Below are 26,841 nucleotides of genomic sequence, written 5' to 3'. Positions count from 1 at the left end.
AACAGAGCAGGCTCATCACCCACTCTGTTTTTATTGTGTCAAATGAATTATTCTTCTTCGCCTAATTCGTCTTCAATCTGATTTAATACTTCTTCGATTAAATCCCATTCTGCTTCTGTTTCAATCGGCGTTAATTCGCCATCTTCACCGTTTTCAGCAGGAACGAATGCAGATGCGAAAATTTCAACTGCGCCATCTTCGTCTTCTTCTGCGCCTACTAAAGAATATAATACGTATGATTTACCGAACTCTTCTGAATCGAAAGTGTGTAAAATTTCGCAAAGTTGTTCGTTGCCGTTTTCATCGACTACTGTAATATGATTTTGTTGTTCTGACATGATCGTCACCTCTTCATAATATTTAGGCATTGGTGCCTGTTACTGCTCAATACATTATACATAAAGCCTTTTCGGATAAGTACAAAAAAGCCTCATGTAGAGCAACTTTAGTTTTTACTATCTAAATAACCTTGTAAAATCATGACAGCAGCCATTTTATCAATAACTAGCTTTCTTTTTTTACGGCTTACGTCTGCTTCGATCAGCATACGTTCAGCAGCCATCGTTGTCATACGCTCGTCCCAAAGCTTAACAGGAAAACCAAATGTATCTTCCAGCAGTTTTTTATAGCTTTCAGAAGCTTCCCCTCGGGGACCGATTGAATTATTCATGTTTTTCGGGTAGCCTACAACAAATTCTGTTACATTGTGTTCCTTTACAAGCTCATTGATACGTTCAATACCAAATTTACCTGCCGCTTCATCGATTTTTATCGTCTCGATTCCTTGCGCTGTCCACCCTAGCGCATCGCTAATTGCAACGCCGACTGTTTTCGAGCCGACGTCTAAACCCATAATTCTCATTTATCCGCCTCAGTATTCTTTCTAATATAAAATCTAACGAGCTCCTCTAAAATCTCGTCACGTTCAAGCTTGCGGATTAAATTACGTGCGTCCTGGTGGCGAGGGATGTATGCCGGGTCGCCAGATAATAAATACCCTACAATTTGATTTGTTGGATTATACCCTTTTTCCTCTAAAGCCGTATACACCTTCAGCATCACTTGCTTTACTTCTTGTTCCATGGATTCTTCTGGAAAACTGAATTTCATTGTTTTATCGAAAGAACTCAAGACCAGCACCTCGCTTTCAGCAATGAGGAGATGAATCACACTCTCCCATCTCCATTTATATCATTATAACTTATTCCTGCAAGCACTTCAAATATGCCAGTAGTAAAATTTAGATGTTTAGAAAGATTTTACATGTTCGTAAACAGCATTTAATGCTTCTTCCAGTTTGGCAGCATCTTTTGCACCGGCCATTGCCATATCCGGACGACCGCCGCCTTTACCGCCGCAAGCTTCAGCAACTTGCTTCACAATGTTCCCAGCGTGATAGTTTCCACCTACGATATCTTTCGTTACACCCGCGCATAACATTACTTTCTCGCCATCAACAGCCCCAAGAACAATAACGGCTGATTCCATTTTTCCTTTTAAATCATCCATCATCTGGCGTAATTGATTATTGTCTTTTGCTTCTACACGAGTAGCAAGTACTGTCACATCACCAATTTTTTGTGCTGCATCCAATACTGCGCCAGCTTGTGCATTTGCGATTTTTTGAGACAATGTATCATTTTCGCGTTGAAGTTCTTTGTAATCCGCTTGAAGTGTTGCAACACGAGTTGCCACGTCTTTAGCATTTGATTTTAAAAGGCCAGCTGCTTCATTTAAGATCGCTTCTTCTTCTTTGATTGCTTCATATGCCGCTTTTCCTGTAACAGCCTCGATACGGCGTGTACCTGCACCGATACCGCTTTCAGATACGATTTTGAAAATGCCGATTTCAGATGAACGGCTTACATGCAGTCCACCGCAAAGTTCAATCGAATAATCCGAAACAGCTACAACACGGACAACATCACCATATTTTTCACCGAACAGTGCCATTGCACCCATCGCTTTTGCAGAATCAATATCCATTTCCTGAATAACGACTTCGATATCTTCCCAAATTTTTTCGTTCACCGCACGCTCAACTTGCGCAAGTTCTTCTTTCGTTGCAGCGCCAAAGTGAGAGAAGTCAAAGCGTAAACGGTCCGGTCCTACATAAGAACCTGCTTGTGCTACATGGTCACCTAATACATCTTTTAATGCACGGTGCATTAAGTGTGTTGCTGTATGGTTTTTAAGGATTAATTTACGTTTTGCTTCATCTACTTTTGCAGTAGCCAAATCGCCGACATTCATTTCACCCGATTCTACTACAACAGTGTGCAATGGCTGGCCATTTGGTGCTTTTTGAACATCTTTTACGATAGCAGTGAATCCGTCTGCTTCAATGATACCTGTATCGGCAATTTGTCCACCCATTTCAGCATAGAACGGTGTTTCGGATAGAATAACCAACGCTTCTTCACCTTCAGAAGCAGTTGAAGTTTCTTGTCCGTTGACAACAATTGCAGCAACTTTTGCAGAAGCTTCAAATGCATCATAAATAAATGTAGACTGCTGTGTTAAATTTGACAGCACTTCGTTTTGTACTTGCATTGAATCCACATCAGCACGTGCATTACGAGCACGTTCACGCTGTTGTTCCATAGAAGTTTCAAAACCTTCATGGTCAACTGTCATGCCAACTTCTTCGGCATACTCTTCCGTTAACTCAATCGGGAAACCGAATGTATCATACAGACGGAATGCATCAGCACCAGGAATAACTGTTTCGCCTTTTGCTTTTTGGCTTTCTGCAACTTCGTTGAAAATTGCTAATCCACCATCAAGTGTTTCATGGAAGCGCACTTCTTCATTTTTAATAACACGTTGAATAAATGCTTCCTTTTCTTTTACTTGCGGATAGAAATCATGCATAATATCTCCAACAGTCGGCACTAATTCAAACATAAACGGCTTTTCAATGCCGATTTTCTTCGCATATCGAACAGCACGACGTAATAGACGACGCAATACATAGCCACGGCCTTCATTTGATGGCAATGCACCGTCCCCAATAGCAAATGCTACTGTACGGATATGGTCGGCAATTACTTTAAATGGTGTATTCACGTCTTCAGTTGATCCGAAAATTTCATTTAAATCCACTTCATGCGAACGTTTGTACGTACGGTTTGCAAACATTTCTGTTTTTTCAATGATTGGCATGAAAAGATCTGTATCAAAGTTTGTTGGTACGTTTTGTACTACAGAAACGATACGTTCAAGACCCATACCTGTATCAATGTTTTGCTTTGGAAGTGGTGTATATGTGCCATCCGGATTGTGGTTGAATTGAGAAAATACAAGGTTCCAAATTTCAAGGTAACGCTCATTTTCCCCGCCTGTGTACATTTCTTCCGCCGGTGCACCAACACCGTACTCTTCACCGCGATCATAGAAAATTTCAGAGTTTGGACCAGATGGACCTTCGCCGATATCCCAGAAGTTGCCTTCAAGTCGGATTAGGCGCTCTTTCGGTATCCCGATTTCATTGTGCCATACGTCATATGCTTCCTGATCTTCAGGGTGGATTGTTACCGATAACTTTTCAGGGTCGAAGCCCATCCATTTTGGATCTGTTAAAAACTCCCAAGCGTAATGAATCGATTCTTTTTTAAAGTAATCTCCGATAGAGAAGTTCCCTAACATTTCAAAGAATGTATGGTGACGTGCTGTTTTACCTACGTTTTCGATATCGTTTGTACGAATCGATTTTTGTGCGTTTGTAATACGCGGGTTATCAGGAATGATACGTCCATCAAAATACGGTTTTAATGTAGCCACTCCTGAGTTGATCCATAAAAGTGATGGGTCATTAATTGGAACTAATGGTGCCGATGGTTCAATATGATGCCCTTTTTCTTTAAAGAAATTCAAATAAAGACGTCGAATTTCAGAACCTGTCATAATTTTTGTTGTCATGATTTTTTTCCTCCTAATTTTTATTGAAGTCGATGAATTTTGGTACGAATTAATTACATCCTTCACGTAAATAAGTGCTTCGTTCACCGGAAATCCCAATGATCCGCTGAAGAAAACAAAAAAAGCCTTCATCCCGGTAAAGGGACGAAGACTATTATTTCGTGGTACCACCCTAATTTATAATGCGCAATGCATTATATCTCAAGTGCTTGTAACGTAAGCAAACGGCAGTGATTAGCTGCACTCTGGAGTAGCTTTCAGTATTTATTCGGGGAGATTTTTTCAGCCGGGAAATCTCTTTCTGCTCACGAAATTCATACGTACTTGTTCCATCATCGTTTTCATTTTATTATGCTCTTCATTATAAAAAATAGACACCGTGCTGTCAATCGGCATTCCTTAATAATTAAAACGTTTTTTCGTCAGTAAAATTAAAAGGATTGCAGGCACTGTACAAATGATCATTCCTAAGAACGCCAGACCTGGCTCGATTTCATAAAGTGCACCACCTAATAATGTAAGAATCGCTGCACTTAAACTCATTGCAAGTGCCGAATAAATCCCCTGTGCATTTGGGATCTGCTCCTGTGGTAAAGCTTTTGAAATATAGCGGATAAAGGCATAATGCGCCATCGCAAATGACAGAGCGTGAAGTGCCTGAGATATGATAAACATCGGCATATTCGGAAATGCGTAAACTAAAATCCAACGAACGCTCGAGCCAATTGCCGCAACAAGCAATAATGAAGAAGGTTTCCATTTTGTTAAAATTGTATCGGCCTTGAAAAAATAAAGAACTTCAAATATTACTGCGACATTTAAAATCATGCCGATATAAAACGGATTGACATTCAGATCCTGTAAATAAATATAGCCATAGTTATAGTACGATGCATGTGCCCCCTGAAGTAAAATGACGACAAACAATACGATGATAAAGCTTTTCACTTCAAATAGACCCTTCATTGAGAGCGTTTTTCCATCCTCTTTTACAGGCACTATACTTAAAACTTGAGGTGCAGGCATGAATTGAATGATGAGCAATGCCGTTAAACCTAAAATCATCATCCATAAGATCATTTGCTCCCCGTACATCCCGCTGATCATACTGATGATTAATACAGCGACGACAAACCCGAAAGATCCTAACGAACGCGCTTTCCCATAATGTATGGTTCCATGTTGCATTAATGTGGAAGCACTGCTCTCAACAGCCGGTAATAAAGCCGGGTAAAAAGCACTGAACAGTAACGTCATTAAAAATAAGCCGCCGAATGAATTGATCGGTATGTATAGCAGCGTCACAATTAATGAACTTGCAGTAAAAAAGATCAGCACATTTTTGTTGCTCATTACTTTAGAAACAAACGGGAAAATAAACATCGTCGAGATGGCCCGTGCAACCAGTCCAAAGCCCATTATAATGCTCGCTTCCGAAACCGTAAGCCCTTTATCATTAATAAGCCAACCTGTCCAGTATGGCAGGAAAATACCCCATGTAATAAAGAACATAAAGAAGTTTTTCGCGAGCCAACGCTGATTATTCATAGTCTTCATCCTTTTTCTTTTTTATTAAGTTGAATATTAACATGAGAAATACTACAATAATGTGAGAAATCTCATATTTAATTGGAAGGAGTTGCTTTATAATTTGAGAAAGTTACCAATAGATGAAAGTCTCTCATATATCGAACAATACCCGATTTCCCAATATTTTTCTTTTGATATTGTTCCATTTATCCATGTGTATGAATTCGATAAAGGCGAATTTATTTTCCATGAGCATTCCTTCCCTGACTATTTGTATTACATGGTTGAAGGGAAAGCTAAATTATATATTACCCATAAAAACGGGAAAATTTCTCTTATCGATTTTATTACAGCCCCAACATTCATGGGCGAAATGGAACTGTTAAATGCCGAACGCTATTCAAAAGGCATTCAAACTTTATCAAAGTCAGTATGTTTTGCGATTTCCATTCAGGAAGTGAAGGAAAAATTATTGGCAGATCCTGTGTTTCTGAAAATGCTCTGTATTTTTTTAAGTCACAAAGCAACGACAGCCACAGCAAAATATACACAAAACCAGGCCTATCCGTTGGAAAACCGATTAGCCTCATTCATTCTACTATCATCGGATCAACAATTCTATAAAGAAAAACATACAGAAGTATGTGATTACTTAGGTGTATCGTATCGCCACCTGTTATTTGTCCTAGCACAATTTAGTGAAGCCGGCTATATAACGAAACAAAATCGCGGGTATGTACTGAAGAATCGGTCTGAACTGGAAAAACTCGCATCAGAAATTACGTATTAAAAAAGACTGCGCTAAAATATTTTTAGCACAGTCTCTTGAACACTGAAAGATTTTAAATAAACATACCAGCAATTGCAGCTGATAGTAATGATGCTAATGTACCTGCAGCAACCGCTTTAATCGCAAGCTTTGCAATCATTGGACGTTTATCCGGTGCCATACCACCTAAACCACCGATTAAAATACCCATTGAGCTTAAGTTTGCAAAACCACAAAGTGCAAACGAAATAATAATGGCTGTTTTGTCAGAAAGCTCGCCGATAACCGGTCCGAAGTTAGAGTAGGCAACAAATTCATTTAAGATTAATTTTTGACCGATAAATGAACCTGCACGTACTGCCTCGTCCCAAGGTACACCGATTAAAAATGCTAATGGAGCAAATACATAACCTAATAAACCTTCAAGTGTTACATTTTCAAAACCGAATAATCCTGTAATACCACCTAAAATACCGTTTAATAAGGCAATTAATGCGATGAAACTTAATAGCATTGCTCCAACATTTACTGCTAATTTCAATCCGTCAGATGCACCTACTGCAGCTGCATCAATAACATTTGTCGCTTCAGAATTACGCTCTAATTTAAAGTCATCTTCATTTACTTCTTCTGTTTCAGGAATCATTAATTTCGCCATTACAAGTCCAGCTGGAGCAGCCATGAAACTTGCCGCCAGTAAGTATTCAAGTGGAACACCTAATAACGAATAACCGATTAATACTGAACCTGAAACTGATGCAAGTCCACCTGTCATAACTGCGAACATTTGCGATTTCGTCATTTTATTTAAAAATGGACGAATTACAAGCGGTGCTTCTGTTTGTCCAACGAAAATATTGGCAGCAGCATTTACTGATTCCGCTTTTGTTGTACCTAATACTTTTGATAAGAATCCACCAATAATCTTAATGACAAATTGCATAATTCCCAAGTAATAAAGGACAGAGATTAAAGATGAGAAGAAAATAATAATTGTTAAAACGCTCATCGCGAATACAAATCCAACATTATCTGGATTTGCTAAACCGCCGAATACGAAGTTAATCCCTTCGTTGGCATAACCAATCAGCTTCTGAACACCTTCAGAAAGTTGCATAAGCTTCTCGCGGCCGAAAGACCACTTTAATACGATAAATGCAAAAATCAACTGGACAACTAATCCTGAAATAATAATTCTCCATTGAATTGCTTTACGGTTATTAGATAACCCTATGGCAATCGCTACAACTCCCAGAATACCTATGATTCCCCATACGAAATCCATGTATGTGCACCTCTTCTTTTAGTTTTGAAAACCTTTTCATTTTGTAATATTTGACATCAAACTTCGGATGTCATATAAGTTTTTTTTCATACTAACATATCCAGCAAACTAATATTAATTAATAGTTTCTTTCAAAATTTCTGATTTTTCCGCAAAAAGTTATCATTATTTTATTATGCCCTGTTTTGTTTCAAACTTTTATTATAATTAAAACATTTTCCCTCTACCTTTGATCATAAACACAGCATTTTATAAATTTGTCCAAAATTGTACTTTTCCATAAGCAATAAAAAACTAGTCATTTCCATTCAAACATGAACGAAAATGACTAGTTCTATTCTTCATTGAAGTCATATGGTGAAATATTCGCCATACCAATTAAAGGATGAATATAAGGTGCTGTTTCTGCCGTTAAGTGATTTGGCAGAGATTCACCGATTTTATGCGAATCCGACACATTCAAGAGTCCAAGCTGCTCTGTTGAAGAGTTTTGTTTCACTCCTTTAACGGACGCTTTTTTCTCTTCTATTTCCGGTGACTCTTCTGTCTTTTCTTCAGTGATAAATTCCTGATTTAGTCGTGCCTTTAATGTTGTTAAACGGGTTAAATCATCTGTTTTTGCTAAACCGTTCGCTAATACATCCGGCTCACCACATAAAATTAAAAAGTTTTTAGCACGTGTAATACCGGTATAAAGTAAATTTCTTCGAAGCATTTTTGAATAACCTCGGACAATCGGCATAATGACTGTTTGAAATTCCGAACCTTGTGATTTATGGATCGAACAGCAATAGGCCAATGTTATCTGATTTAAATCAGCACGCTGATATGTCACTTCGATTCCATCATAGCTGACGATAAGCAAATCCTGCTTTTCCACTGTTTCCTTTGCACGGATTATAGAAATCACTTCACCCATATCTCCGTTGAATACATTATTATCCGGTTGATTCACTAATTGCAGCACTTTGTCCCCGATACGGTAAATCGTATCACCGAAAACCAGTTCTTTTCTTGTCCCATCATTTGGATTAACAAGCTGCTGAATTTCTTTATTTAAATTATCGATGCCTGCAGGACCTTTGTACATCGGCGCCAATACTTGAATATCTCGAATTGCCTGACCTTTTGCAAGCGCACCTTTTACAATTTGAGTGACAACGCTCGTTACTTGTCCTGCTCCTGCCTGAATAAACGAGCGGTCCGTTGTTTTGGCAGTCAACGTATCCGGGACTTTGCCCTTTTTAATTTGATGGGCCATTTCGATAATTGTAGATCCTTCAGCCTGACGGTAAATATCCGTTAATTCAACGGTCGGAATTTGCTTGGATGCAAGCAAATCCTTTAATACTTGTCCTGGTCCAACAGGTGGTAACTGATCCTGGTCTCCTACAAAAACGACCTGTACATCTTCATGCAGCGCTTTTAAAAGCTGATGTGCCAGCCATGTATCCACCATTGACATTTCATCGATAATGATGAGTCGTCCTACAACTTCACGCTCTGTTTCTTCATCCTTTTCCTGCCCATTAAAACCTAATAAACGGTGTATTGTCATTGCAGGTAAGCCAGTCGATTCTGCCAACCTTTTTGCTGCACGTCCTGTAGGTGCTGCAAGGACAATCGGAAACGGTTCCTCTTTTTCGGCATATGTCTTAGGATTTAATGATAACCCGTGAAGCTCAGCATATACCTCGACCAAACCTCGGACAACGGTCGTTTTTCCCGTCCCCGGTCCGCCTGTTAAAATCATCACCGCGGAATTGATCGCCGTTTCAATCGCCTGTGCCTGTGTTGGCGCATATGTCACATCATACTGTTCTTCAATATCACCAATCGCTTTTCGGATTTCATCTTTCGAGAAACTTTCGGCTATTTTATTTTTTTCTTTCAGTTCATTAATTTTACTTGCAATGCCCACTTCACTAAAATAAAGTGACGGCAAGTACATGCGTGTTTCTTCACCGCATATTTTCGATTCCTCACGCATTTCGATAGCCGCTTTTGAAATCGCATCATATGGAATTTCAATGCGCTGACTTTGTTCAAGTATGTCTTTCACCATCGGAAGCACCATTTCCGCATCCAGATAAACATGTCCATCTGATAATGCTGCATTTGTCAGTACATGAAAAATGGCTGCTTTTATTCGATCCGGATGATTCCCTGTTATCCCCAGTTTCGCACCAAGTTCATCTGCACGTATAAATCCGACCCCTTCTACTTCCTCAATCAAACGGTAAGGATTTTCTGTCAGCAGCGAAATTGTTTCTTCACGATATGCCTGATAAATTTTCATTCCTAGCTGTGCCCCGAAGCCCCAATCATTCAGCCGCACCATCACCCGTTCCAGTCCAAGGTTTTCCTCGATCGTTTGGCGAATATGTAATTTCTTTTCAGCAGATAAACGGGGTACTGCATCAAGTGCTGAAGGATCTTCCAGTATTTTCGTAAGGGCATCCATTCCAAGCTTTTCTACGATTGTCTCCGCCGTTTTTCTGCCGACCCCTGTAAATAAGTCACTTGATAAATAATGGACGATCCCCTGCTCTGTTGTCGGCACTTCTTTTTCAAACGTGTCAATCTGAAACTGCATCCCGTATTTCGGATGACTTTTTAACTGTCCTGTAAAGCGGTACTGTTCGTCATTTACTAATTGAGGAAAATAGCCGACAATGATGATCTCTTTCTCGTCATACTGAATATTTGTTTCTTGAATTTTGACACGAACAATGGAGTACATATTCGTTGCATTATGAAAAATTGTTACAATTGGTCGACCTAAAATAAAAAGCTTATTTACGTCAAACAAATTTAGATTTTCCGCCATTTTCATGCCACGCTTTCTAATAAATTGTAAGCCCATTTTATCATACCGATTAAAGCCTGTCCTACAATAATGCAAACAAGCCATTACGTCTGATTTTTCTATTAATTTAGCTCACTAAAATGTTATGATACATATAGAATGTAAGAGAAAGTAGTGATGAACATGAATTTTAGACCTTGTATTGATTTACACGACGGAAAAGTAAAGCAAATTGTCGGAAGCACGCTTGGCTATGACAATAAAAAAGTGGTTGAAAATTTCACTTCTGACCAGGATGCCTCGTATTACGCTTCATTATTTCTGCAAAACAAACTGACAGGCGGACATGTCATTATGCTTGGTCCTGGCAATGAAGAAGCGGCGATTTCTGCATTGCAGGCTTATCCGAACGGTCTTCAATTAGGCGGCGGTATTACAGTCGACAATGCACAGAAATATATCGATGCAGGTGCTTCGCATGTCATTGTGACATCCTATATTTTTCATGATGGGCAGCTTGATATGGATCGCCTGCAGCAATTGGTTAAAACAATCGGCAAAGAAAAACTTGTCCTTGATTTGAGCTGTCGAAAACGTGATGGTAAATGGTATGTTGTAACAGACAAATGGACAAAATTCAGCGACTTCGAAGTAAATGCGCAGTCGATTAAGGAAATTGAAGAATATTGTGATGAACTGCTCATCCATGCGGTTGATGTGGAAGGAAAACGCAATGGTATGCAGGAAGATTTAGTACGTGATTTAGCTGAATGGACATCGATTCCGACAACGTATGCTGGAGGCGTACGTTCAATTGATGATTTAAAAAAATTCGAATCACTTTCTAATGGTAAATTACACGTAACAATCGGCAGCGCCCTTTCTATCTTCGGCGGTGACCTGGACTTCCAAACAGTAGTGAATTATTGCGAAGGTATTGAATAGCCAGAACGGATATAAAAATTTTAAGAAATACCATAAGAAACAACACTAAAAACCCATTTTTCGTCAGAGAAAAATGGGCCTTTATTTTATCACGCTTCTTTTTACATATTGAACATGAGACGTTTTGCGATCATCTGGAACTCTTCCGGACCGATTCCCGGTGCAAACTCTTCCGGTAATTCATCTAGATCCGGCATCTTTGCACCTTTTGGCGTTCCCTCTTCTACAATGAGCGGTGCATTCGTCAATGGATGCGGCCCTTTCCAGATTTTATTTATATCCTGATAATCCCCTACGTAATTCCACGTAAATAATACATTTCCATAGCCGCGCTCTTCATATTTTCTCGCGTGGTCAAATACATGGTTATCAAGGCTAGGAATCGGAAGCATCCTTGTTACATCCACACCAGTCGCCATTTCCAGCGCTTTTGCATAGGCAACAACATGTGTCCCGCCGCGCACCAGTAAATAGCCAATCATTTCACGGGCTGTCGGATGATCCGTCATTTCATAAACACGCATTTTATGTGTCCTCGCGCCGCACTCCAGGAAGAAATTATGCAGTAAATCGAGCACGAGATTTCCGCTGGAAAATACGTATTCCCCATTCCAAGGTTTCCCCATCGAATCGACAGGCAAAGCTGTCTGCGCAGAAGCGATAAAGCTCTGCGTATTGCGCATATTTTTGGCGTTCATCATCGGTCCCAGATTTGGGTTCCCGGAAAACGTCGTATCTTTGCCGAGTAAATTGATTGTCGTCGCTACAAGTTCCACATGCCCAAACTCTTCTGCTGTAATACTCGCAACTAAATCATAAAAAGGCTTTAATTTCTTTTTTCCACGGAAATTGAATGACTGATACATATAGTTATTCAAAGTCGACATTTCGCCAAACTTTCCGCCTAATAATTCCTGTACCGCACTTGCAGCGTTTGCGTCTCCATATTCAACCTGTGGTAAATCTATAAGTAATCGATTGACGCGTTGAAACAATAAAGCACCCCCTAATTGTCATAGTAAGCTTATGACGATTTGGGAGTGCGTAGACCACATTCATTTCATTTTTTTAAAAATGGCATAATCCAAACTATTTTGTCGATACGGATATAAAACGGCGTTTGGCACACATCAAGTACAATATAGTCCGGACAGATTGCGGCCAATATCCCTTGCTGAACACGATTTCCCTCTTGCTGGACGGCAACCATCTGCCCTAAATAGTTTTGGATCGCTTCAAGCCAGTACGCGTTTGGATATGTGTTCATTTGAACCAAAAAATCACTCCTTTGTATGCATACTGTACAATATGCGAAATAGGAGTGATCCGTTCATCGATTATTTGGCTTTAGACTCAATTGTAATCGTTACAGGACCATCATTAATGAGTGCAACATCCATCATCGCACCGAAAACACCTGTTTCAACATGCAGTCCATTCGCTTTTAATTGTTCATTGAATGCTTCCCATAATGGCTTTGCCTGTTCAGGTCTTGCCGCTTCCACAAAACTGGGCCGCTTCCCTTTGCGAGTATCCGCATAAAGGGTAAATTGGGAGATTGATAAAATATCGCCGCCTGCATCAGCAATGGAACGATTCATCTTGCCGTCCTCATCTTCCCAAATACGCAAGTCGGTAATTTTTTTCGCTACATATTTGATATCTTCTTCTGTATCGCTATGTGTAATGCCGACAAGCAGCACATAGCCTTTTTGAATGGCACCTGTTACTTGTCCATCGACTGTAACAGAGGCCTGTTTTGAACGTTGTAATATTACGCGCATCTTTTCCCCTACTATCTATTAATTAATTACACGCTGAACGGAGTAAATATCCGGAAGCTGTTTAATTTTTTCGACAACACGATGTAGTCCTGAAATATTGGTAATAGCAATCGTTAAATGAATCGTGGCAATTTTTTCACGATCCGCACGACCTGTAACTGCCAAAATATTTGTTTTCGCTTCACTGACAGCATGCATGACATCATTTAAAATACCTGGACGGTCGAATGCCGAAATCTCGATATCCACCGGGTAGTCTTTACGGATTTGTGTGCCGTCATTTTCCCATTCTACTTCAATAAGACGCTCCACGTTTCCATCTTCCTGGATATTCGGACAATCTGCACGGTGTACTGAAACACCGCGGCCTTTCGTAATAAAGCCGACAATATCATCACCCGGTACCGGTGTACAGCAACGTGATAAACGGATTAATAAATTATCAATTCCTTTTACAATAACACCTGATTCCGTTCGCTTTTTCGGTGTCGGATTGTTCATGCTTTTAACGATTTTTTCAAGCGCTTCTTCCTGTTCACGCTCTTTGCGCATTTTTTCAGCAAGACGATTGACGATTTGCTGAGCCGTAATTCCGCCTACGCCTACAGCCGCATATAAATCATCTTCATGTGTATAGTTGAATTTTCCAATCACACGTTTAATATTTTCTGTTGTTAAGACTTCCTTCATATCAAACTCTTGAGCCTTAATTTCTTTTTCAACGAGTTCCTTTCCTTTTACAACACTTTCTTCACGCACATGCTTTTTGAAAAATTGCTTGATTTTATTTTTTGCCTGCGAACTTTGTGCAATTTTAATCCAGTCTCGGCTCGGGCCGAATGATTGTTTCGATGTTAATACTTCAACAATATCGCCTGTTTTTAAAGGCGTATCAAGCGGTACCATTTTACCGTTTACTTTTGCTCCAATTGTTTTATTCCCGACTTCCGAGTGTACGCGGTAAGCAAAGTCAATCGGTACAGAACCGGATGGAAGCTCAATAACGTCCCCTTTTGGCGAGAAGACATATACCATGTCCGAGAATAAATCGAATTTCAACGATTCCATAAACTCAGCAGCATTTGATGATTCATTTTGGAACTCGAGAATTTCACGGAACCAAGTCAGCTTCTGGTCAATTGTTTCTGCATTTTGTTCTACGGTTTTACCTTCTTTATAAGCCCAGTGTGCCGCGATACCGAACTCTGCTATTTTGTGCATATCCTTTGTTCGGATCTGCACCTCAAGCGGATCCCCATATGGTCCGATAACAGTTGTATGCAGGGATTGGTACAGATTTTGCTTTGGCATCGCAATATAATCTTTAAAGCGTCCCGGCATTGGCTTCCATAATGTATGGATAATACCGATTACCGCGTAGCAATCTTTAATACTATCAACTAAAATACGTACCGCCAGTAGATCATAAATTTCATTAAACTGCTTTTTTTGAAGTACCATTTTGCGGTAAATACTGTATAAATGTTTCGGACGGCCAAAAATATCCGCTTCAATTTCCACTTCTTTCAGCTGGGAATTGATTTCGTCCATTACGTTATCCAAATAAGCTTCACGTTCATCACGCTTTTTCTTCATCAAGCTGACGATCCGGTAATACTGCTGCGGATTTAAATAGCGTAATGCCGTATCCTCCAGCTCCCATTTCACTTTCGAAATCCCTAATCTGTGCGCTAATGGTGCGAAAATTTCCAGTGTTTCCTGAGAAATACGACGTTGTTTTTCAGCCGGTAAATGCTTTAATGTCCGCATATTATGCAGGCGGTCCGCCAGCTTAATTAAAATTACTCGGATATCCTGAGCCATCGCAACGAACATTTTCCGGTGGTTTTCAGCTTGCTGTTCTTCTTTTGACATATATTTAATTTTCCCAAGCTTTGTTACCCCGTCCACAAGCTTGGCTACTTCTTCGCTAAATTCATTTACTAGATCTTCGCGTGTCACTTCCGTATCTTCCACGACATCATGCAAAAATCCTGCTGCTACTGTTTCAGGATCCATCTGCAGCTCAGCCAAAATCCCCGCCACTTGTACCGGGTGAATAATATATGGTTCTCCAGAGCTGCGGAACTGCTCTTTATGTGCTTCTTTCGCTACCTCAAATGCTTTAACAACAAAGGTAACATGTTCTTCGTTCATATAAGATTTGACGAGCTCGAAAACATCTTCGGGCGCCAATATTTGTTCTTTCGCCATTATGAGTCCACCTGTTCTTTCTATTTTCGCTTTAAGTATAAGTTCAATTGTATAAAATATATCTACTAAATGTAAAGGCACGTGGGCATTTAGTTTTGCAGAAAGTCGAAATTTGTAGAATTATTGAACAGCTTCTAGTAGATACTTCATTGAAAAAAACTATCCCGCAAAGTTTATACGGGATAGTTCTGTGGATTAATATTGAATTAAAGTTTTAATTGGAATATTGTTGATTTTGTTGCGGCCATTCAATTCTGTAAGCTCGATAATGAATGCTGCACCTACTACTTCGCCGCCTAATTGCTCGATTAAACGAACAGTTGCTTCTACTGTACCGCCTGTTGCAAGCAAATCATCACAGATTAAAACTTTTTGACCTGGTTTTACTGCATCTTTGTGCATTGTTAACGTGTCTGTACCGTATTCTAATCCATAATCTGCAGAAATTACTTCACGTGGAAGCTTTCCTGGTTTACGAACTGGTGCGAAACCGATTTCTAATGCATAGGCAACCGGACATCCAATAATAAATCCACGTGCTTCAGGACCTACGATGATTTCAGCGCCAACTTCTTTTGCATATTTTACAATTTCATCAGTCGCATATTTATATGCCGGACCATTATCCATGATTGTTGTAATATCTTTAAAGCTGATGCCCTCTTTCGGCCAATTTTCAACTGTTGTTACGTACTGTTTTAAATCCATTCTTCCTATGTCCTCCTCAAGAACTCAATCGTTCATTAAACCATTGCTTAAGTTCACTGTATGTTGCATATAACAGCTTCTGCTCAAGTTCAATCTGTTGTGAACGCAATTTATATGACGGTGCTTCGGATAATGCTTTTTTCGGTGCATTTTCGTTTACTGTCGTCAAACCATTCTCTATTGTAACAAATCCTAGCTCAAAAAACACTTTTGTCATAAATTTAATTACTTCTATATTTAGTCCGATATGTTCGGATAATTGTCGAATATGTTGTTTCAAGTTAAAATCCGGACGTTTTTTCAGGAATCCGTAATACCATTTAAAGTGTTCCCTTGTCGGCATTCCATTAAAATATGCAGGTTGATCGGTATATAAATGTGCATAGATTCGTTCAATTTGTACATCTTGCAGTAGTTTCTCCAATGTGGATACATTTTCCGGCAAATCGAGTAATACGATATTTCTGTGTAATTTTTCGGCTTCTGTCCCACCTGTAAAATATATTATTTCTTTCGGAATTTCCTGTTCAAAATGTAACTTTGTCTGTTCGGAAAAAGCAATAAAATCCGTTTTTTCCACGTTAATTTTTGCAAGCCAGTTTGATGTCTTGCTTTTCCCTCGGTAATCATATAGCTGCCATTCATTAACCCGGACATCCTGAATCATGAATTGCGGTTTTTTATTGCCCTGCCATTCATTGATTTGCAAATCCCCAACTAATGATAGAGCAACTCCATATGATATCTCATCATGTAAAGTCCCTTTGTTGAATCCAATTGCATCAAGGGAGCGATACGGATCTTCCAACTCCATCTTCAGATGATTTTCGCCGGAACCAATTTTGCGCATCGATTTTACTTTTACATCCTGAATGCCAAAAACCGGCTTCGGAAATTCTGTGCCAAATGGCGCCAATTGCCGCAGTTCTTCAATCGCATCAACAGTAATTTCACTTAGCTCTATCGGCACATCAATCTGCATCTTTTGTACAAGCTGTTCTTCGGTTAAACAATGTCTGGCCTGTTCATTTAAACGTGTACGCAATGATTCCACATGCTCAATCGGTAATGTCATCCCTGCCGCCATTGGATGTCCGCCAAAATGCGGTAAAATATCACGGTTTTTCGCCAACTCATTATACAGATGGAACCCTTCAATACTTCTCGCGGAACCTTTCGCAATTGCTTTTTCATGATTAATTGAAAGAACGATTGTCGGACGGTAATATTTTTCAACTAATCTCGATGCAACAATCCCGACAACACCTGGATTCCAGCCTTCCCCTGCTACGACTAGAACAAGGGAATCTTTTAATGAAGCATCATCATCAATCATAGCCATTGCTTCATTTGTAATGTCTTCCACAATTTTTTTCCGTTCAGTATTTTTATCATTCAATTGGGTAGCCAGTGTATTTGCCTGAAGCGGGTCTTCGCTCATTAAAAAGTGTACTCCCGGTTCGGCACTGCCTAGTCGTCCGATTGCATTCAGGCGGGGGCCAAAATAAAAGCCAACAGTTTCTTCATTGATGTCTTTCTTGTTTGCCCCTGATGCATCGCAAATGGCCTTTACCCAAGGATTTGGAGACTGCTTTAACGCCTGTAAACCGCGCTGTACTAAATAGCGGTTTTCGCCAACGAGTGGCACTAAATCGGCAATCGTCCCTACTGCCACATATTCAAATAGATGATCAGGCAACTCGCCGTACAATGCATGTGCCAATTTAAAGGCTACCCCTACGCCTGCGAGTTCTCCAAACGGATAATGACCTTCTGGCACACGCGGATGGATGATGACGTTGGCATCCGGTAAAATATCACCGGCTTCATGGTGATCGGTAATAATCACATCCATACCAAGCTCTCTTGCCATTTTTACTTGTTCAATCCCGCTTATCCCATTATCGACCGTAATAATTAAATTTACGCCATCTTCATATGCTTTTTTGAAAAGTTCTTCGTTCGGTCCATATCCATGAATAAAACGATCCGGAATAACAAAACTGACATCTGCCCCCAGATCAAGTAAAGCATTGAGCAGCACAGTTGTACTTGTAATACCATCTGCGTCGTAATCACCGTATACGAGAATCTTTTCACCGTTATCCAATGCTTGTTCAATACGCATAACCGCGTCTTCCATTCCAGCCATTAGAAACGGATCATGATACTGGGTTTCATCAATTTTCAGAAATGGCTTTGCTTGTTCTATCGATATGCAGCCACGGGCAATTAAAATTTTTGCTGCGATCGTTGAAATATTCAGCTGTTCACTAAATTGTTTTACAAGTTGCTCATCTTGCTTTGTTATTGTCCATAATTTTTGTGACTGTATCATATATATTCACTTCCTCACGCAGTTCATTATAACGGAAATCTATTGTGTTTCCCAAAGTTTCTTCCGATATTAATAGAAAAATTGATATGTAATTTCAGGAAGAGTGTTTATTAAAATAGATACATTACATTGTTATCAAACGGTTTCTTTACCGAATATGCTAAACAATTAAAATAGCTATTTGAAACGTTTTTTGCGTTTCAGATAGCTACTAATGGTAAGCATCACTTTTTGTTTACTTTTTCGGCATTTCATCATTATCCGGAATTTCTTCAGTTACAAATGCGGAAGCACCCCGTTCACGAAGCTCGTTTTTCAATCGGACAATCTCAGCATCCTTTTCATTAATCAGTACGTGTGCAGCTTCAAGATCTTTTCGAACTGCTTTCGTTTGCCTTTTCCCTCCGTACATACGGAATGCCGAAAAACAAAAACTGATGATAAAACCGATTAATACTGACCCTAAAATAACTAATATCAATGGCCAGCGTGCTTCTCCAAAGACATAATTCACCTGCACACTATCCACATTGACTGTAGCAAAAATGGCAATTATTATAGCAAAAATGAGTCCAACTACCAATGTCCATTGAATTTTCATATGAGGCTCCTCTCACGCTTTAGTTAAGAAATTTATTCCTTTTTTTGAAAAAGGGTAAACAAAAAACCGCGTAATTTGCAAAATGCAATTACGCGGTTTAATATTTTTAAACTTGTGGCTCGTCTGAACCCCATTGTTTTTTCTCTTTTTTCACAACAGAAGTACCTTTTTTGTCCATTTCACGGCATTTCAGTGAATACCAAACTTGTGCCGCAATACAGATTGAAGAGTAAATCCCTGTAACTAGCCCGATCAATAAAGCGATTGAGAAGTTTTGAATTGATGGAGCACCTAGGAAAATCAATGCTATAACTACTACAATAACCGTCAATACTGTATTCACGGAACGTCCCATAGTTTGACGAAGAGATTTGTTGACGATCAACGCAAGCTCTTCTTTCGTCGTAATTTTTTCGTGACGGTCAATATTTTCACGGATCCGGTCAAACGTGACAATTGTATCGTTAATCGAATAACCGACAATTGTTAATACCGCAGCGATAAACGTAATATCTACCTCTAGACGCAGCATACTGAAAATAACAATAATGAAGAATACATCATGTAGTAATGAAACAATCGCCCCAAGACCCATACGCCATTCAAAGCGGATCGCCACATAAATAATGATACCGAGTGCCGCAAGCGCCAATGCATACATTGCATTTTTCGCCAGTTCTTTTCCGACTGTATCCGATACTGTACTTAAGCTTGGCTCATGTCCGTATTTTTCGTTTACCTGCCCTTTAAAATCAAGTACTTCTTGTTGAGAGAAGTCATCTTTATATCGCATTACAGCGATTGTCTGATTATCGCCTGAAATAACAACATCCTCGTTAGCAAAACCGATTTCATCCAGATAATTCTTAACTTCTTCTTGTACTAGTGCTGTATCCGATTTAATCTCTACACGTGTACCACTTGAGAAATCGATCCCTAAATTCAGTTTGAATACACCTAGCACAACAATACCTGCAACTAAAATGATTGTAGATATCGCATAGAACTTTTTACGGTTTCCAACGAAGTCCAATTTATCAAATTTCGTTGTTAAATCCAATGAAGTGATTCCTTCATCAAGTGAATGTTGTTTCGATCTGCTAATTCCGAACCATGCCGGATTATTGAAATAGCCGCTGTTTACAAGAAGCCCCTGCAATATACGGGAACCCCATACAGCTGTTACAAATGATAGTAAAATCGAAATAATTAATGTTGTAGCGAAACCTTTAACAGAACTTGTCCCGTAGTAGAATAATACGACAGCAGCAAGTAGAGTTGTCAATTGCGCATCAATGATTGCTGATAGTGATTGTTTTGAACCTAATTTGAATGCATCTTTTACAGAATGGCCAACACGTAGTTCTTCACGAATACGCTCGGCAGTTAAAATATTTGCATCAACGGCCATCCCGATCCCTAATACGATCGCGGCAATACCCGGTAATGTTAATACAGCATTGATACCGTTAAAGACGATTAACACTAAATATGTGAATACCGATAAAGTAATAATTGAGATAAACCCTGGTAAACGGTAGTAAAGCAGCATGAACAGGAAGATTAGCAGTACGCCGACTACTCCTGCGAATACTGTATCATTTAAAGCATCTTCACCGAATTGTGCCCCAACCGATGTTGAATAAATCTCCGTTAACTTAACAGGTAATGAACCTGCATTAAGTATAGATGCAAAGTTTTTCGTTTCATCTACTGTGAAGTTACCAGAAATCATAACATCTGTAGTATTTAACACTTGTGTAACAGATGCCGCAGAAACAAATTTTTGCTTTTCAGGAGGCTTTTTGCTTTCTTCAGCGTAAGAATCTACGCCCTCTTCAAAGTCCAGCCAAACAACTAATAAGTTATTCGGTGCGCCCATGCTCATGACTTTTTGCGTCACTTCTGCGAATTTCGCTGCGTCTTTCAATGTTAAAGTTACAATTGGTTGGTTTTGCTGATCAAATGAAGGCGCTGCGCCACCTTCCTTTAAATCTGTCCCATCGAGTAAAATATTATCATTTACGTCACGGAAAGTTAAATTCGCTGTACTCGATAATAGCTCACGAGCAGAATCCTGATCCGCTAAACCTGCAAGCTGTACACGAATTCGGTCTTCCCCTTCAATTTGAATGCTTGGTTCACTAACCCCGAATTCATTAATACGATTATCTAATGCCGTAGTCGTATCTGCCAATACATCTTGGGTAATCTTTTGTCCATCAACAAGTGATTCCACTTCATAAAGTACTTCAAATCCACCTTGAAGGTCCAATCCAAGTTTTACATCGTTTAAAACCTTCTCTACCGTTGTGCCCATCCCTGTAAATAGCAATGCTACGACAAGAACGAACGTAATGATACGGTTTGCTAATTTCATTAAAAAATCCTCCTCAATATCACACAAAAAGCGGTGTGATGTAAAACGTAAAAATTACCTTCCACAAACTATGTATTCATTTCAATAATTTTCTGAATCACTTTTCAAAAATAACATTCCGATAGTTTGAAAAGCACAACACTCTCATTATGAAACAGCTTATGGAAACTGTCAAATTATTACTAGATAATTTATTATATTATTCTTATTTTTCCCTACTCTTTAAGCACATGGAACAAACCTTGCAGCTCTTCATTGGAAAGCTTTAAGTTTAATTCATTGCGCTTAAAATCCTTTATTTGCATATAGCTTAGCACTTCCGAAGCAGTAGCACGGAAAATGCCGGCTGTCAGCTCATGCAATCGCATATTTTGCACATCTCTTTTGCGCCACACCTTATCAATGCAATATTTCCATAAATCCTGTTCTGTTATCGAATCATATCCATAGTAATGGAATTCCTCGATTTTGTTCGTCAATATAAGCTGTACCTTTTCGTAAAGGCTGAAAAATGGAATTTGCATGTCGATCACTCCTGAACTTAGGTTTTAACTGCGATTACTACTGCATACTTTATTGTATATGAATGAAATTAAATTGAGAAGGGAGAAAGTAGAAGTTATTTGGGCTCATTTCTAAAAGGAACATTATTTTTAATGTTTGTTATATTTATTTCAAAATGTCTTGGGTTTATGTACAGAATGCAGTTTATGCGTATTGCCGGGGAGGAAGCGGTCGGGCTTTATATGACGGCTTATCCGACATTTATATTTTTCATTTCGCTTATTCAATTAGGTATTCCGATTGCCATTTCCAAGCTGATTGCAGAATACCATGCGAAAAAGAAAACGGAACATGTCACATCCGTAATGAAAACGGCAATCAAAATTTCGGCTATTTCAATTATTTTATTTAGCCCATTCATTTATTTTGCTATTCCGTATATCGCAAAAGTGCTTTTACATAATGAAAACCTTATTTTCACTCTTTATATTAGCCTTTTCACAATTCCGATCGTAATCTTTTCAAGTTTAATAAAAGCATATTTGCAAGGTTTAGCAAAAATCGCACCAACTGCATGGGCACAGCTTCTTGAGCAGCTTGTACGGATTGGTCTCATTGTTGTATTGTTACCTTATTTTATTTCGGAATCGCCTGCATTGACAGCTGCAGCGGCTATGGGAATAACAGCAATTGGTGAGATTTTTTCATTACTGTTTTTGGCGATTTTTTATAAACGCTCGAGTAGAATGTTCAAAAAGGGATCAACGGGCACTTCCTTTACAAAACCGATTTTTAATATTGCATTGCCATCAGCCGGCAGTAAATTGTTTGGTACCTTTACATGGTTTTTGGAACCAATCATTTTCCTAAAAGCACTGACGGTTTCAGGATTGGCTGCAGGCGCGGCCACTACATTGTACGGTATCATCTCAGGCGTGCATATACCATTACTGCTGTTCCCGGCTTTCATACCTGCTGCATTGGCAATAGTACTTATTCCTGCAGTAAGTAGCGCACTGGCGAGCAACAATTACCCGTTGCTGAATAAGCGTATCACCCATTCGTTACGGCTATCTTCATTAATTGGCTGTATGGCCGCTACTGTGTTTTTCATACACGGCGATGAGTTGACTATGGTACTGTTCCATCTTGAGGAAAATCGTGGCTATATGAAAATATTGGCTCCTATTTTTTATTTTTATTATATACAGAGTCCGCTTCATTCCATCTTACAAGCACTAGATGAAGCACAGGCTGCCATGATGAATTCCATCTATGGAGGAATAGGGAAACTATTTTTACTGTTTTTCCTTGCCTCACAACCTGCCATTCAGGAAAAAGGCGCGATTATCGCTATAGGCTTTGGCGTATTAATTACGTCCTTCTTACACATCGCTTCCATTAGACAGCAGAAAAAGATTAATGTAGGTTTCCGCTTCTTCGTTCTGCCGTATGGTATTTTCATCCTTACTTGTTTTGTACAGCCGATCATTGCTGCCGGCATGCCGCTTATCGTAAGCGTTGCAATTACGATTGGGTTTGTCTTGCTGTTACTGTTCATTACAAAACAAATCCGTTTTAACGATTTCCATTATCTTCGTTCAATATTTTCGCGCTCGTAATTGGACAAACCACTTTCCGTCTTCATAACTGCAGTAGAATATATCGCGTATATTGGGATAACCGTTTACCAATAATTCATGAACGAGCCATTTTTCATCTTTACCAATAATTTTTAAATGTCTTTTGTCAACATAGCCATCCAAAATGAGAGGTAAAATAAATCCGCCCTGATCTTTTTGGTAAATCGATAGCTTTCCGGATTGCTCCAAAAAAGCGTAGGCAACATCCTGCACAGAGCATACGCCCTGTTCGCGTAACTGCTGGAGTAAATCGTCGAGATTGTAGCGCTGCTTTTTCATTTCCGCTTCACAAATATATCCGTCGCGGATAACAAGCGACGGATCGCCTTCAATAAAGTCGCGCAGTTTTTTATTTTTTAATATGAGCCAGGAGTTTAAATATTGAATCAAAAATAATAAAATTATCGGTAAAATGGCTTTAAAGAACTGCCTGTCATAATCGTCCAAGGCAATTGCAGCTACTTCAGCCATCAATACGAATATTGCCAAATCCACAATACTGAGCTCACCAACTTCACGCTTGCCCATAAGGCGGAAAACAACTAGTAAAATAATATATAAAACAATTGTTCGAAATATAATTAATGTATAATCTTCCAATTGATTCACCTCTCATACAATAGCTTGTTCGAAATTGCATGAAAAATACAAAAAAGCTTGTGGAAAATTAAAATCCACAAGCTTTTTTATGTAACGTTTAAACCGATTCTATACGGCCAATTGCTTGGCGTTCGAATTTTAAACGTGTATTTCCGTCAACTAATAAAAAGACAGTCGTATCTTCAATTGCATCTACTTCTCCGTGTAAGCCACCTACAGTAACTACTTTATCACCACGTTTTAAGCTGTTTTGCATAGTAGCAGTTGCTTTTTGACGTTTTTGTGCCGGACGAATTAAAATGAACCACATCGCAACGAACATTACGATAATCGGTAAAAATTGTACTAAACCTTCCATTTTCAAATTGCCCCCTTTCTCTATCTCTTTCTCACTTACCTAGTATAGTATAGAATTGCACGTTTTTGCGCAAAAAACTCTTTTTTTTCTCAAAAAAATTATATTGAATTTCGAATTTCGAACATATTTTTAGAAATTTTTAGCATTCGGTTTATTGTAACCGTACTTTTCAAAGAACTCTTCTTTGAAATCGCCTAGACGGTCTTCGCGGATAGCCTGACGTACATCTTCCATTAATTTAATAAGGAAGCGCAGGTTATGGTATGACGTTAAACGTAAACCGAACGTTTCTTCCGTACGTAATAAATGACGCACATAAGCGCGCGTATAGTTTTTACATGTGTAGCAGTCGCAATTTTCATCGATTGGCGTAAAGTCTTTTGCATATTTTGCATTTTTGATAACCATACGACCTTCAGATGTCATTAATGTACCGTTACGTGCAATACGTGTTGGTAATACACAGTCAAACATATCAATGCCGCGCATTGCTCCATCGATTAACGAATCCGGTGAACCAACACCCATTAAATAGCGCGGTTTATTTGCCGGCATCATAGGTGCAGTAAATTCCAATACTTTATTCATAATATCTTTAGGTTCACCAACTGATAAACCGCCGATTGCATAACCCGGGAAATCCAGCTCTACTAAAGCTTCAGCCGATTTACGGCGCAGCTCTTCATATTCTCCGCCTTGAATAATACCGAACAGTCCTTGCTCGTCAGGACGTTGGTGTGCTTCTTTGCAGCGTTTTGCCCAACGTGTTGTACGATCAACAGATGCTTCCATGTATTCGTATGTCGCAGGGAATGGTGGACATTCATCAAATGCCATCATAATATCAGAACCTAAGTCGTTTTGGATTTCCATCGCCTTTTCCGGTGATAAAAACAGCTTGTCTCCATTTAAATGGTTACGGAAATAAACGCCTTCTTCTTCGATTTTACGGAATTTTGATAATGAAAATACTTGGAAACCGCCTGAATCCGTTAAAATTGGACGATCCCAGTTCATGAATTTATGCAGTCCGCCTGCTTCTTTCACGATATCATTTCCTGGACGCAACCATAGATGATATGTGTTTGACAGAATAATTCCTGCATTCATTTCTTTTAATTCTTCTGGGCTCATTGCTTTTACTGTCGCTTGTGTACCGACCGGCATAAAAGTCGGTGTTTCAAATGAACCGTGTGGTGTATGGACAATACCTAGTCGTGCACCTGTCTGGGCACATGTTTTAATCAATTCATAGCGAATTGGTGGTTGTTTTGTTTCAGTCATAATATAAAAATCCTCTCGTTTCTAAAGTAAACACAGTACTTCGAATGAAAACACCTACTAAATTTAGTAGGTGTTGCACAAATCATTATTGTATATAGGTTTTTGTTTAATTGCAAATTACTTAGCCGGGCGGATAAACATGGCATCGCCAAAGCTGAAGAAACGGTATTTTTCCTTAACTGCCTGTTCATAAGCGTTCATAATTGTTTCCTTTGAAGCAAGTGCGCTGACAAGCATTACTAATGTCGACTTCGGTAAATGGAAGTTTGTAATCAGGCCATCGATTGCTTTATATTCATATCCCGGATAAATGAAAATATTTGTCCATCCTTGAGAAGCGACAATTTTACCGTCATTTTTCGATGCGACAGTTTCAAGTGTACGAGTTGAAGTTGTCCCTACCGATATAACTTTGCCCCCTGCTTGTTTAGCACGTTCAATTACAGCCGCTGCCTCTTCTGTCACACTGTAAAATTCAGAGTGCATATCATGGTCCTCAATCGAGTCCACACTTACAGGGCGGAATGTACCAAGTCCTACATGCAGTGTAATAAATACGACTTCAACACCTTTTGCTTTAATCGCTTCAAGTAAAGGCTGTGTAAAATGCAGACCCGCTGTTGGTGCAGCTGCAGACCCGCGCTCTTTTGCATAAACCGTTTGATAACGGTCTTGGTCATCCAACTTTTCACGGATATATGGCGGTAATGGCATTTCACCAAGCTGATCTAAAATTTCATAAAAGATTCCGTCATATGTGAATTTAAAAGTACGGCCGCCATGATCCAGCTCACCCGTACAAGTTGCCGTTAATAGTCCATCGCCAAAAGTAACGACAGTGCCTGTTTTCACACGCTTTGCAGGCTTTACTAACGTTTCCCACTCATCGTCATTTGTCTGTTTTAACAGCAGTAACTCAATGTTCGCACCTGTATCAGCTTTGACACCCATTAACCGTGCCGGCAATACACGTGTATCATTCAATACAAGGCAATCCCCTGCATTTAATTCATCTAAAATATGACCGAATGTGTGATGTTCCACTTCAAGCGAGTTCGGATTTACTACCATTAGACGACTCGCTGTACGGTCCAATAGTGGTGTTTGGGCAATTAATTCCTCTGGTAAATAAAAATCAAAATCTTCTACTTTCACGTTCAAAACTTCC

The 26,841-nt window shown here is 39.3% G+C and carries 23 protein-coding genes and 1 other annotated feature; of the genes, 3 read left to right on the top strand and 20 right to left on the bottom strand.

The window, feature by feature from the left end:
• Positions 1–47: 47 nt before the first annotated feature.
• The 5 genes from M3166_RS01625 to M3166_RS01605 all read right to left on the bottom strand — a co-directional run bounded on the left by M3166_RS01625 (position 48) and on the right by M3166_RS01605 (position 5,469).
• Positions 48–338: a DUF1292 domain-containing protein gene (locus tag M3166_RS01625; protein WP_014823362.1), complete on the bottom strand. Its 291-nt coding sequence runs from the start codon at positions 336–338 to the stop codon at positions 48–50.
• A gap of 107 nt (positions 339–445) precedes the next feature.
• Positions 446–862 (bottom strand): Holliday junction resolvase RuvX, encoded by a 417-nt coding sequence (ruvX, locus tag M3166_RS01620; protein WP_251686709.1) that lies wholly within the window; start codon positions 860–862, stop codon positions 446–448.
• Positions 859–1,131: an IreB family regulatory phosphoprotein gene (locus tag M3166_RS01615; protein ID WP_014823361.1), complete on the bottom strand. Its 273-nt coding sequence runs from the start codon at positions 1,129–1,131 to the stop codon at positions 859–861. The genes ruvX and M3166_RS01615 overlap by 4 nt, the downstream gene beginning before the upstream one ends.
• A gap of 117 nt (positions 1,132–1,248) precedes the next feature.
• Positions 1,249–3,921 carry an alanine--tRNA ligase gene (gene alaS / locus M3166_RS01610; protein ID WP_251686707.1) on the bottom strand — a complete coding sequence of 891 codons (2,673 nt, stop codon included), beginning with the start codon at positions 3,919–3,921 and terminating at the stop codon, positions 1,249–1,251.
• A 137-nt stretch (positions 3,922–4,058) separates the two neighbouring features.
• Positions 4,059–4,266: a binding site (T-box leader), on the bottom strand.
• Between the two features lie 54 nt (positions 4,267–4,320).
• On the bottom strand, positions 4,321–5,469 hold the full coding sequence (locus tag M3166_RS01605) for an MFS transporter (protein WP_251686705.1): 1,149 nt from the start codon (positions 5,467–5,469) through the stop codon (positions 4,321–4,323).
• A 103-nt stretch (positions 5,470–5,572) separates the two neighbouring features.
• On the opposite strand from M3166_RS01605, the gene yeiL reads away from it, so the two are divergent.
• The gene (gene yeiL / locus M3166_RS01600) at positions 5,573–6,241 is read left to right on the top strand and encodes a transcriptional regulator YeiL (RefSeq protein ID WP_251686703.1); all 669 of its coding nucleotides are present in this window, start codon (positions 5,573–5,575) and stop codon (positions 6,239–6,241) included.
• Between the two features lie 52 nt (positions 6,242–6,293).
• Here the strand turns inward: yeiL and M3166_RS01595 are convergent, their stop codons facing one another.
• Positions 6,294–7,505: a NupC/NupG family nucleoside CNT transporter gene (locus tag M3166_RS01595; protein ID WP_251686702.1), complete on the bottom strand. Its 1,212-nt coding sequence runs from the start codon at positions 7,503–7,505 to the stop codon at positions 6,294–6,296.
• A gap of 334 nt (positions 7,506–7,839) precedes the next feature.
• Complete coding sequence (gene recD2, locus M3166_RS01590) at positions 7,840–10,335, bottom strand: SF1B family DNA helicase RecD2 (RefSeq protein ID WP_251686699.1); 2,496 nt, start codon at positions 10,333–10,335, stop codon at positions 7,840–7,842.
• 162 nt (positions 10,336–10,497) lie between these two features.
• Here recD2 and hisA point away from each other — a divergent pair, with 162 nt between their 5' ends.
• The gene (hisA, locus tag M3166_RS01585; protein WP_251686697.1) at positions 10,498–11,259 is read left to right on the top strand and encodes a phosphoribosylformimino-5-aminoimidazole carboxamide ribotide isomerase; all 762 of its coding nucleotides are present in this window, start codon (positions 10,498–10,500) and stop codon (positions 11,257–11,259) included.
• A gap of 101 nt (positions 11,260–11,360) precedes the next feature.
• On the opposite strand, the gene M3166_RS01580 is transcribed toward hisA, so the two are convergent.
• The 9 genes from M3166_RS01580 to M3166_RS01540 form a co-directional block, all read right to left on the bottom strand.
• Positions 11,361–12,254, bottom strand: a complete 894-nt coding sequence (locus M3166_RS01580) for a manganese catalase family protein (protein WP_251686696.1) — start codon at positions 12,252–12,254, stop codon at positions 11,361–11,363.
• A 65-nt stretch (positions 12,255–12,319) separates the two neighbouring features.
• Positions 12,320–12,526 carry a YuzF family protein gene (locus tag M3166_RS01575; RefSeq protein ID WP_251689991.1) on the bottom strand — a complete coding sequence of 69 codons (207 nt, stop codon included), beginning with the start codon at positions 12,524–12,526 and terminating at the stop codon, positions 12,320–12,322.
• A 70-nt stretch (positions 12,527–12,596) separates the two neighbouring features.
• Positions 12,597–13,043, bottom strand: a complete 447-nt coding sequence (dtd, locus tag M3166_RS01570) for a D-aminoacyl-tRNA deacylase (RefSeq protein WP_251686695.1) — start codon at positions 13,041–13,043, stop codon at positions 12,597–12,599.
• An 18-nt stretch (positions 13,044–13,061) separates the two neighbouring features.
• Positions 13,062–15,257 carry a RelA/SpoT family protein gene (locus tag M3166_RS01565; RefSeq protein WP_251686694.1) on the bottom strand — a complete coding sequence of 732 codons (2,196 nt, stop codon included), beginning with the start codon at positions 15,255–15,257 and terminating at the stop codon, positions 13,062–13,064.
• A gap of 195 nt (positions 15,258–15,452) precedes the next feature.
• A complete protein-coding gene (locus M3166_RS01560) occupies positions 15,453–15,965 on the bottom strand; it encodes an adenine phosphoribosyltransferase (protein WP_008407673.1) in 513 nt (170 codons plus the stop codon).
• 16 nt (positions 15,966–15,981) lie between these two features.
• A complete protein-coding gene (gene recJ / locus M3166_RS01555; protein WP_251686693.1) occupies positions 15,982–18,303 on the bottom strand; it encodes a single-stranded-DNA-specific exonuclease RecJ in 2,322 nt (773 codons plus the stop codon).
• A gap of 235 nt (positions 18,304–18,538) precedes the next feature.
• Positions 18,539–18,904, bottom strand: coding sequence for a LapA family protein (locus M3166_RS01550; protein ID WP_251686692.1), 366 nt, complete (start codon positions 18,902–18,904; stop codon positions 18,539–18,541).
• A 106-nt stretch (positions 18,905–19,010) separates the two neighbouring features.
• Positions 19,011–21,284 carry a protein translocase subunit SecDF gene (secDF, locus tag M3166_RS01545; protein WP_251686691.1) on the bottom strand — a complete coding sequence of 758 codons (2,274 nt, stop codon included), beginning with the start codon at positions 21,282–21,284 and terminating at the stop codon, positions 19,011–19,013.
• Between the two features lie 215 nt (positions 21,285–21,499).
• Complete coding sequence (locus M3166_RS01540; RefSeq protein WP_251686690.1) at positions 21,500–21,808, bottom strand: post-transcriptional regulator; 309 nt, start codon at positions 21,806–21,808, stop codon at positions 21,500–21,502.
• A gap of 132 nt (positions 21,809–21,940) precedes the next feature.
• Here M3166_RS01540 and M3166_RS01535 point away from each other — a divergent pair, with 132 nt between their 5' ends.
• On the top strand, positions 21,941–23,410 hold the full coding sequence (locus M3166_RS01535) for a putative polysaccharide biosynthesis protein (protein ID WP_251686689.1): 1,470 nt from the start codon (positions 21,941–21,943) through the stop codon (positions 23,408–23,410).
• On the opposite strand, the gene M3166_RS01530 is transcribed toward M3166_RS01535, so the two are convergent.
• From M3166_RS01530 to queA, 4 genes are all read right to left on the bottom strand, one after another.
• A complete protein-coding gene (locus M3166_RS01530) occupies positions 23,390–24,031 on the bottom strand; it encodes a DUF421 domain-containing protein (protein WP_251686688.1) in 642 nt (213 codons plus the stop codon). The two genes, M3166_RS01535 and M3166_RS01530, sit on opposite strands and share 21 nt — an antisense overlap.
• A gap of 97 nt (positions 24,032–24,128) precedes the next feature.
• Positions 24,129–24,389 (bottom strand): preprotein translocase subunit YajC, encoded by a 261-nt coding sequence (gene yajC / locus M3166_RS01525; RefSeq protein ID WP_251686687.1) that lies wholly within the window; start codon positions 24,387–24,389, stop codon positions 24,129–24,131.
• A 129-nt stretch (positions 24,390–24,518) separates the two neighbouring features.
• Entirely contained in the window at positions 24,519–25,673 is a 1,155-nt protein-coding gene (gene tgt, locus M3166_RS01520; protein ID WP_251686686.1) for a tRNA guanosine(34) transglycosylase Tgt, read from the bottom strand.
• Positions 25,674–25,790: 117 nt separating this feature from the next.
• Positions 25,791–26,828, bottom strand: a complete 1,038-nt coding sequence (queA, locus tag M3166_RS01515; RefSeq protein WP_251686685.1) for a tRNA preQ1(34) S-adenosylmethionine ribosyltransferase-isomerase QueA — start codon at positions 26,826–26,828, stop codon at positions 25,791–25,793.
• Positions 26,829–26,841: the final 13 nt, after the last annotated feature.

Source organism: Solibacillus isronensis (genome assembly GCF_023715405.1).
Lineage (GTDB): Bacteria > Bacillota > Bacilli > Bacillales_A > Planococcaceae > Solibacillus > Solibacillus isronensis_B.
Note: the sequence above shows the minus strand (reverse complement) of the source record. Positions and strands in the feature narration are given on the sequence as shown.

Bases quoted from the DNA above. Each gene is read 5' to 3' on its own strand.
- secDF (WP_251686691.1), bottom strand. From the start codon at position 21,284: ATGAAATTAGCAAACCGTATCATTACGTTCGTTCTTGTCGTAGCATTG.
- yajC (WP_251686687.1), bottom strand. From the start codon at position 24,389: ATGGAAGGTTTAGTACAATTTTTACCGATTATCGTAATGTTCGTTGCG.
- M3166_RS01605 (WP_251686705.1), bottom strand. From the start codon at position 5,469: ATGAATAATCAGCGTTGGCTCGCGAAAAACTTCTTTATGTTCTTTATT.
- M3166_RS01625 (WP_014823362.1), bottom strand. From the start codon at position 338: ATGTCAGAACAACAAAATCATATTACAGTAGTCGATGAAAACGGCAAC.
- alaS (WP_251686707.1), bottom strand. From the start codon at position 3,921: ATGACAACAAAAATTATGACAGGTTCTGAAATTCGACGTCTTTATTTG.
- recJ (WP_251686693.1), bottom strand. From the start codon at position 18,303: ATGATACAGTCACAAAAATTATGGACAATAACAAAGCAAGATGAGCAA.
- M3166_RS01540 (WP_251686690.1), bottom strand. From the start codon at position 21,808: ATGCAAATTCCATTTTTCAGCCTTTACGAAAAGGTACAGCTTATATTG.
- dtd (WP_251686695.1), bottom strand. From the start codon at position 13,043: ATGCGCGTAATATTACAACGTTCAAAACAGGCCTCTGTTACAGTCGAT.
- M3166_RS01575 (WP_251689991.1), bottom strand. From the start codon at position 12,526: ATGAACACATATCCAAACGCGTACTGGCTTGAAGCGATCCAAAACTAT.
- M3166_RS01560 (WP_008407673.1), bottom strand. From the start codon at position 15,965: ATGGATTTAAAACAGTACGTAACAACAGTTGAAAATTGGCCGAAAGAG.
- M3166_RS01535 (WP_251686689.1), top strand. From the start codon at position 21,941: ATGTTTGTTATATTTATTTCAAAATGTCTTGGGTTTATGTACAGAATG.
- M3166_RS01550 (WP_251686692.1), bottom strand. From the start codon at position 18,904: ATGAAAATTCAATGGACATTGGTAGTTGGACTCATTTTTGCTATAATA.
- hisA (WP_251686697.1), top strand. From the start codon at position 10,498: ATGAATTTTAGACCTTGTATTGATTTACACGACGGAAAAGTAAAGCAA.
- M3166_RS01595 (WP_251686702.1), bottom strand. From the start codon at position 7,505: ATGGATTTCGTATGGGGAATCATAGGTATTCTGGGAGTTGTAGCGATT.
- M3166_RS01565 (WP_251686694.1), bottom strand. From the start codon at position 15,257: ATGGCGAAAGAACAAATATTGGCGCCCGAAGATGTTTTCGAGCTCGTC.
- tgt (WP_251686686.1), bottom strand. From the start codon at position 25,673: ATGACTGAAACAAAACAACCACCAATTCGCTATGAATTGATTAAAACA.
- recD2 (WP_251686699.1), bottom strand. From the start codon at position 10,335: ATGGCGGAAAATCTAAATTTGTTTGACGTAAATAAGCTTTTTATTTTA.
- ruvX (WP_251686709.1), bottom strand. From the start codon at position 862: ATGAGAATTATGGGTTTAGACGTCGGCTCGAAAACAGTCGGCGTTGCA.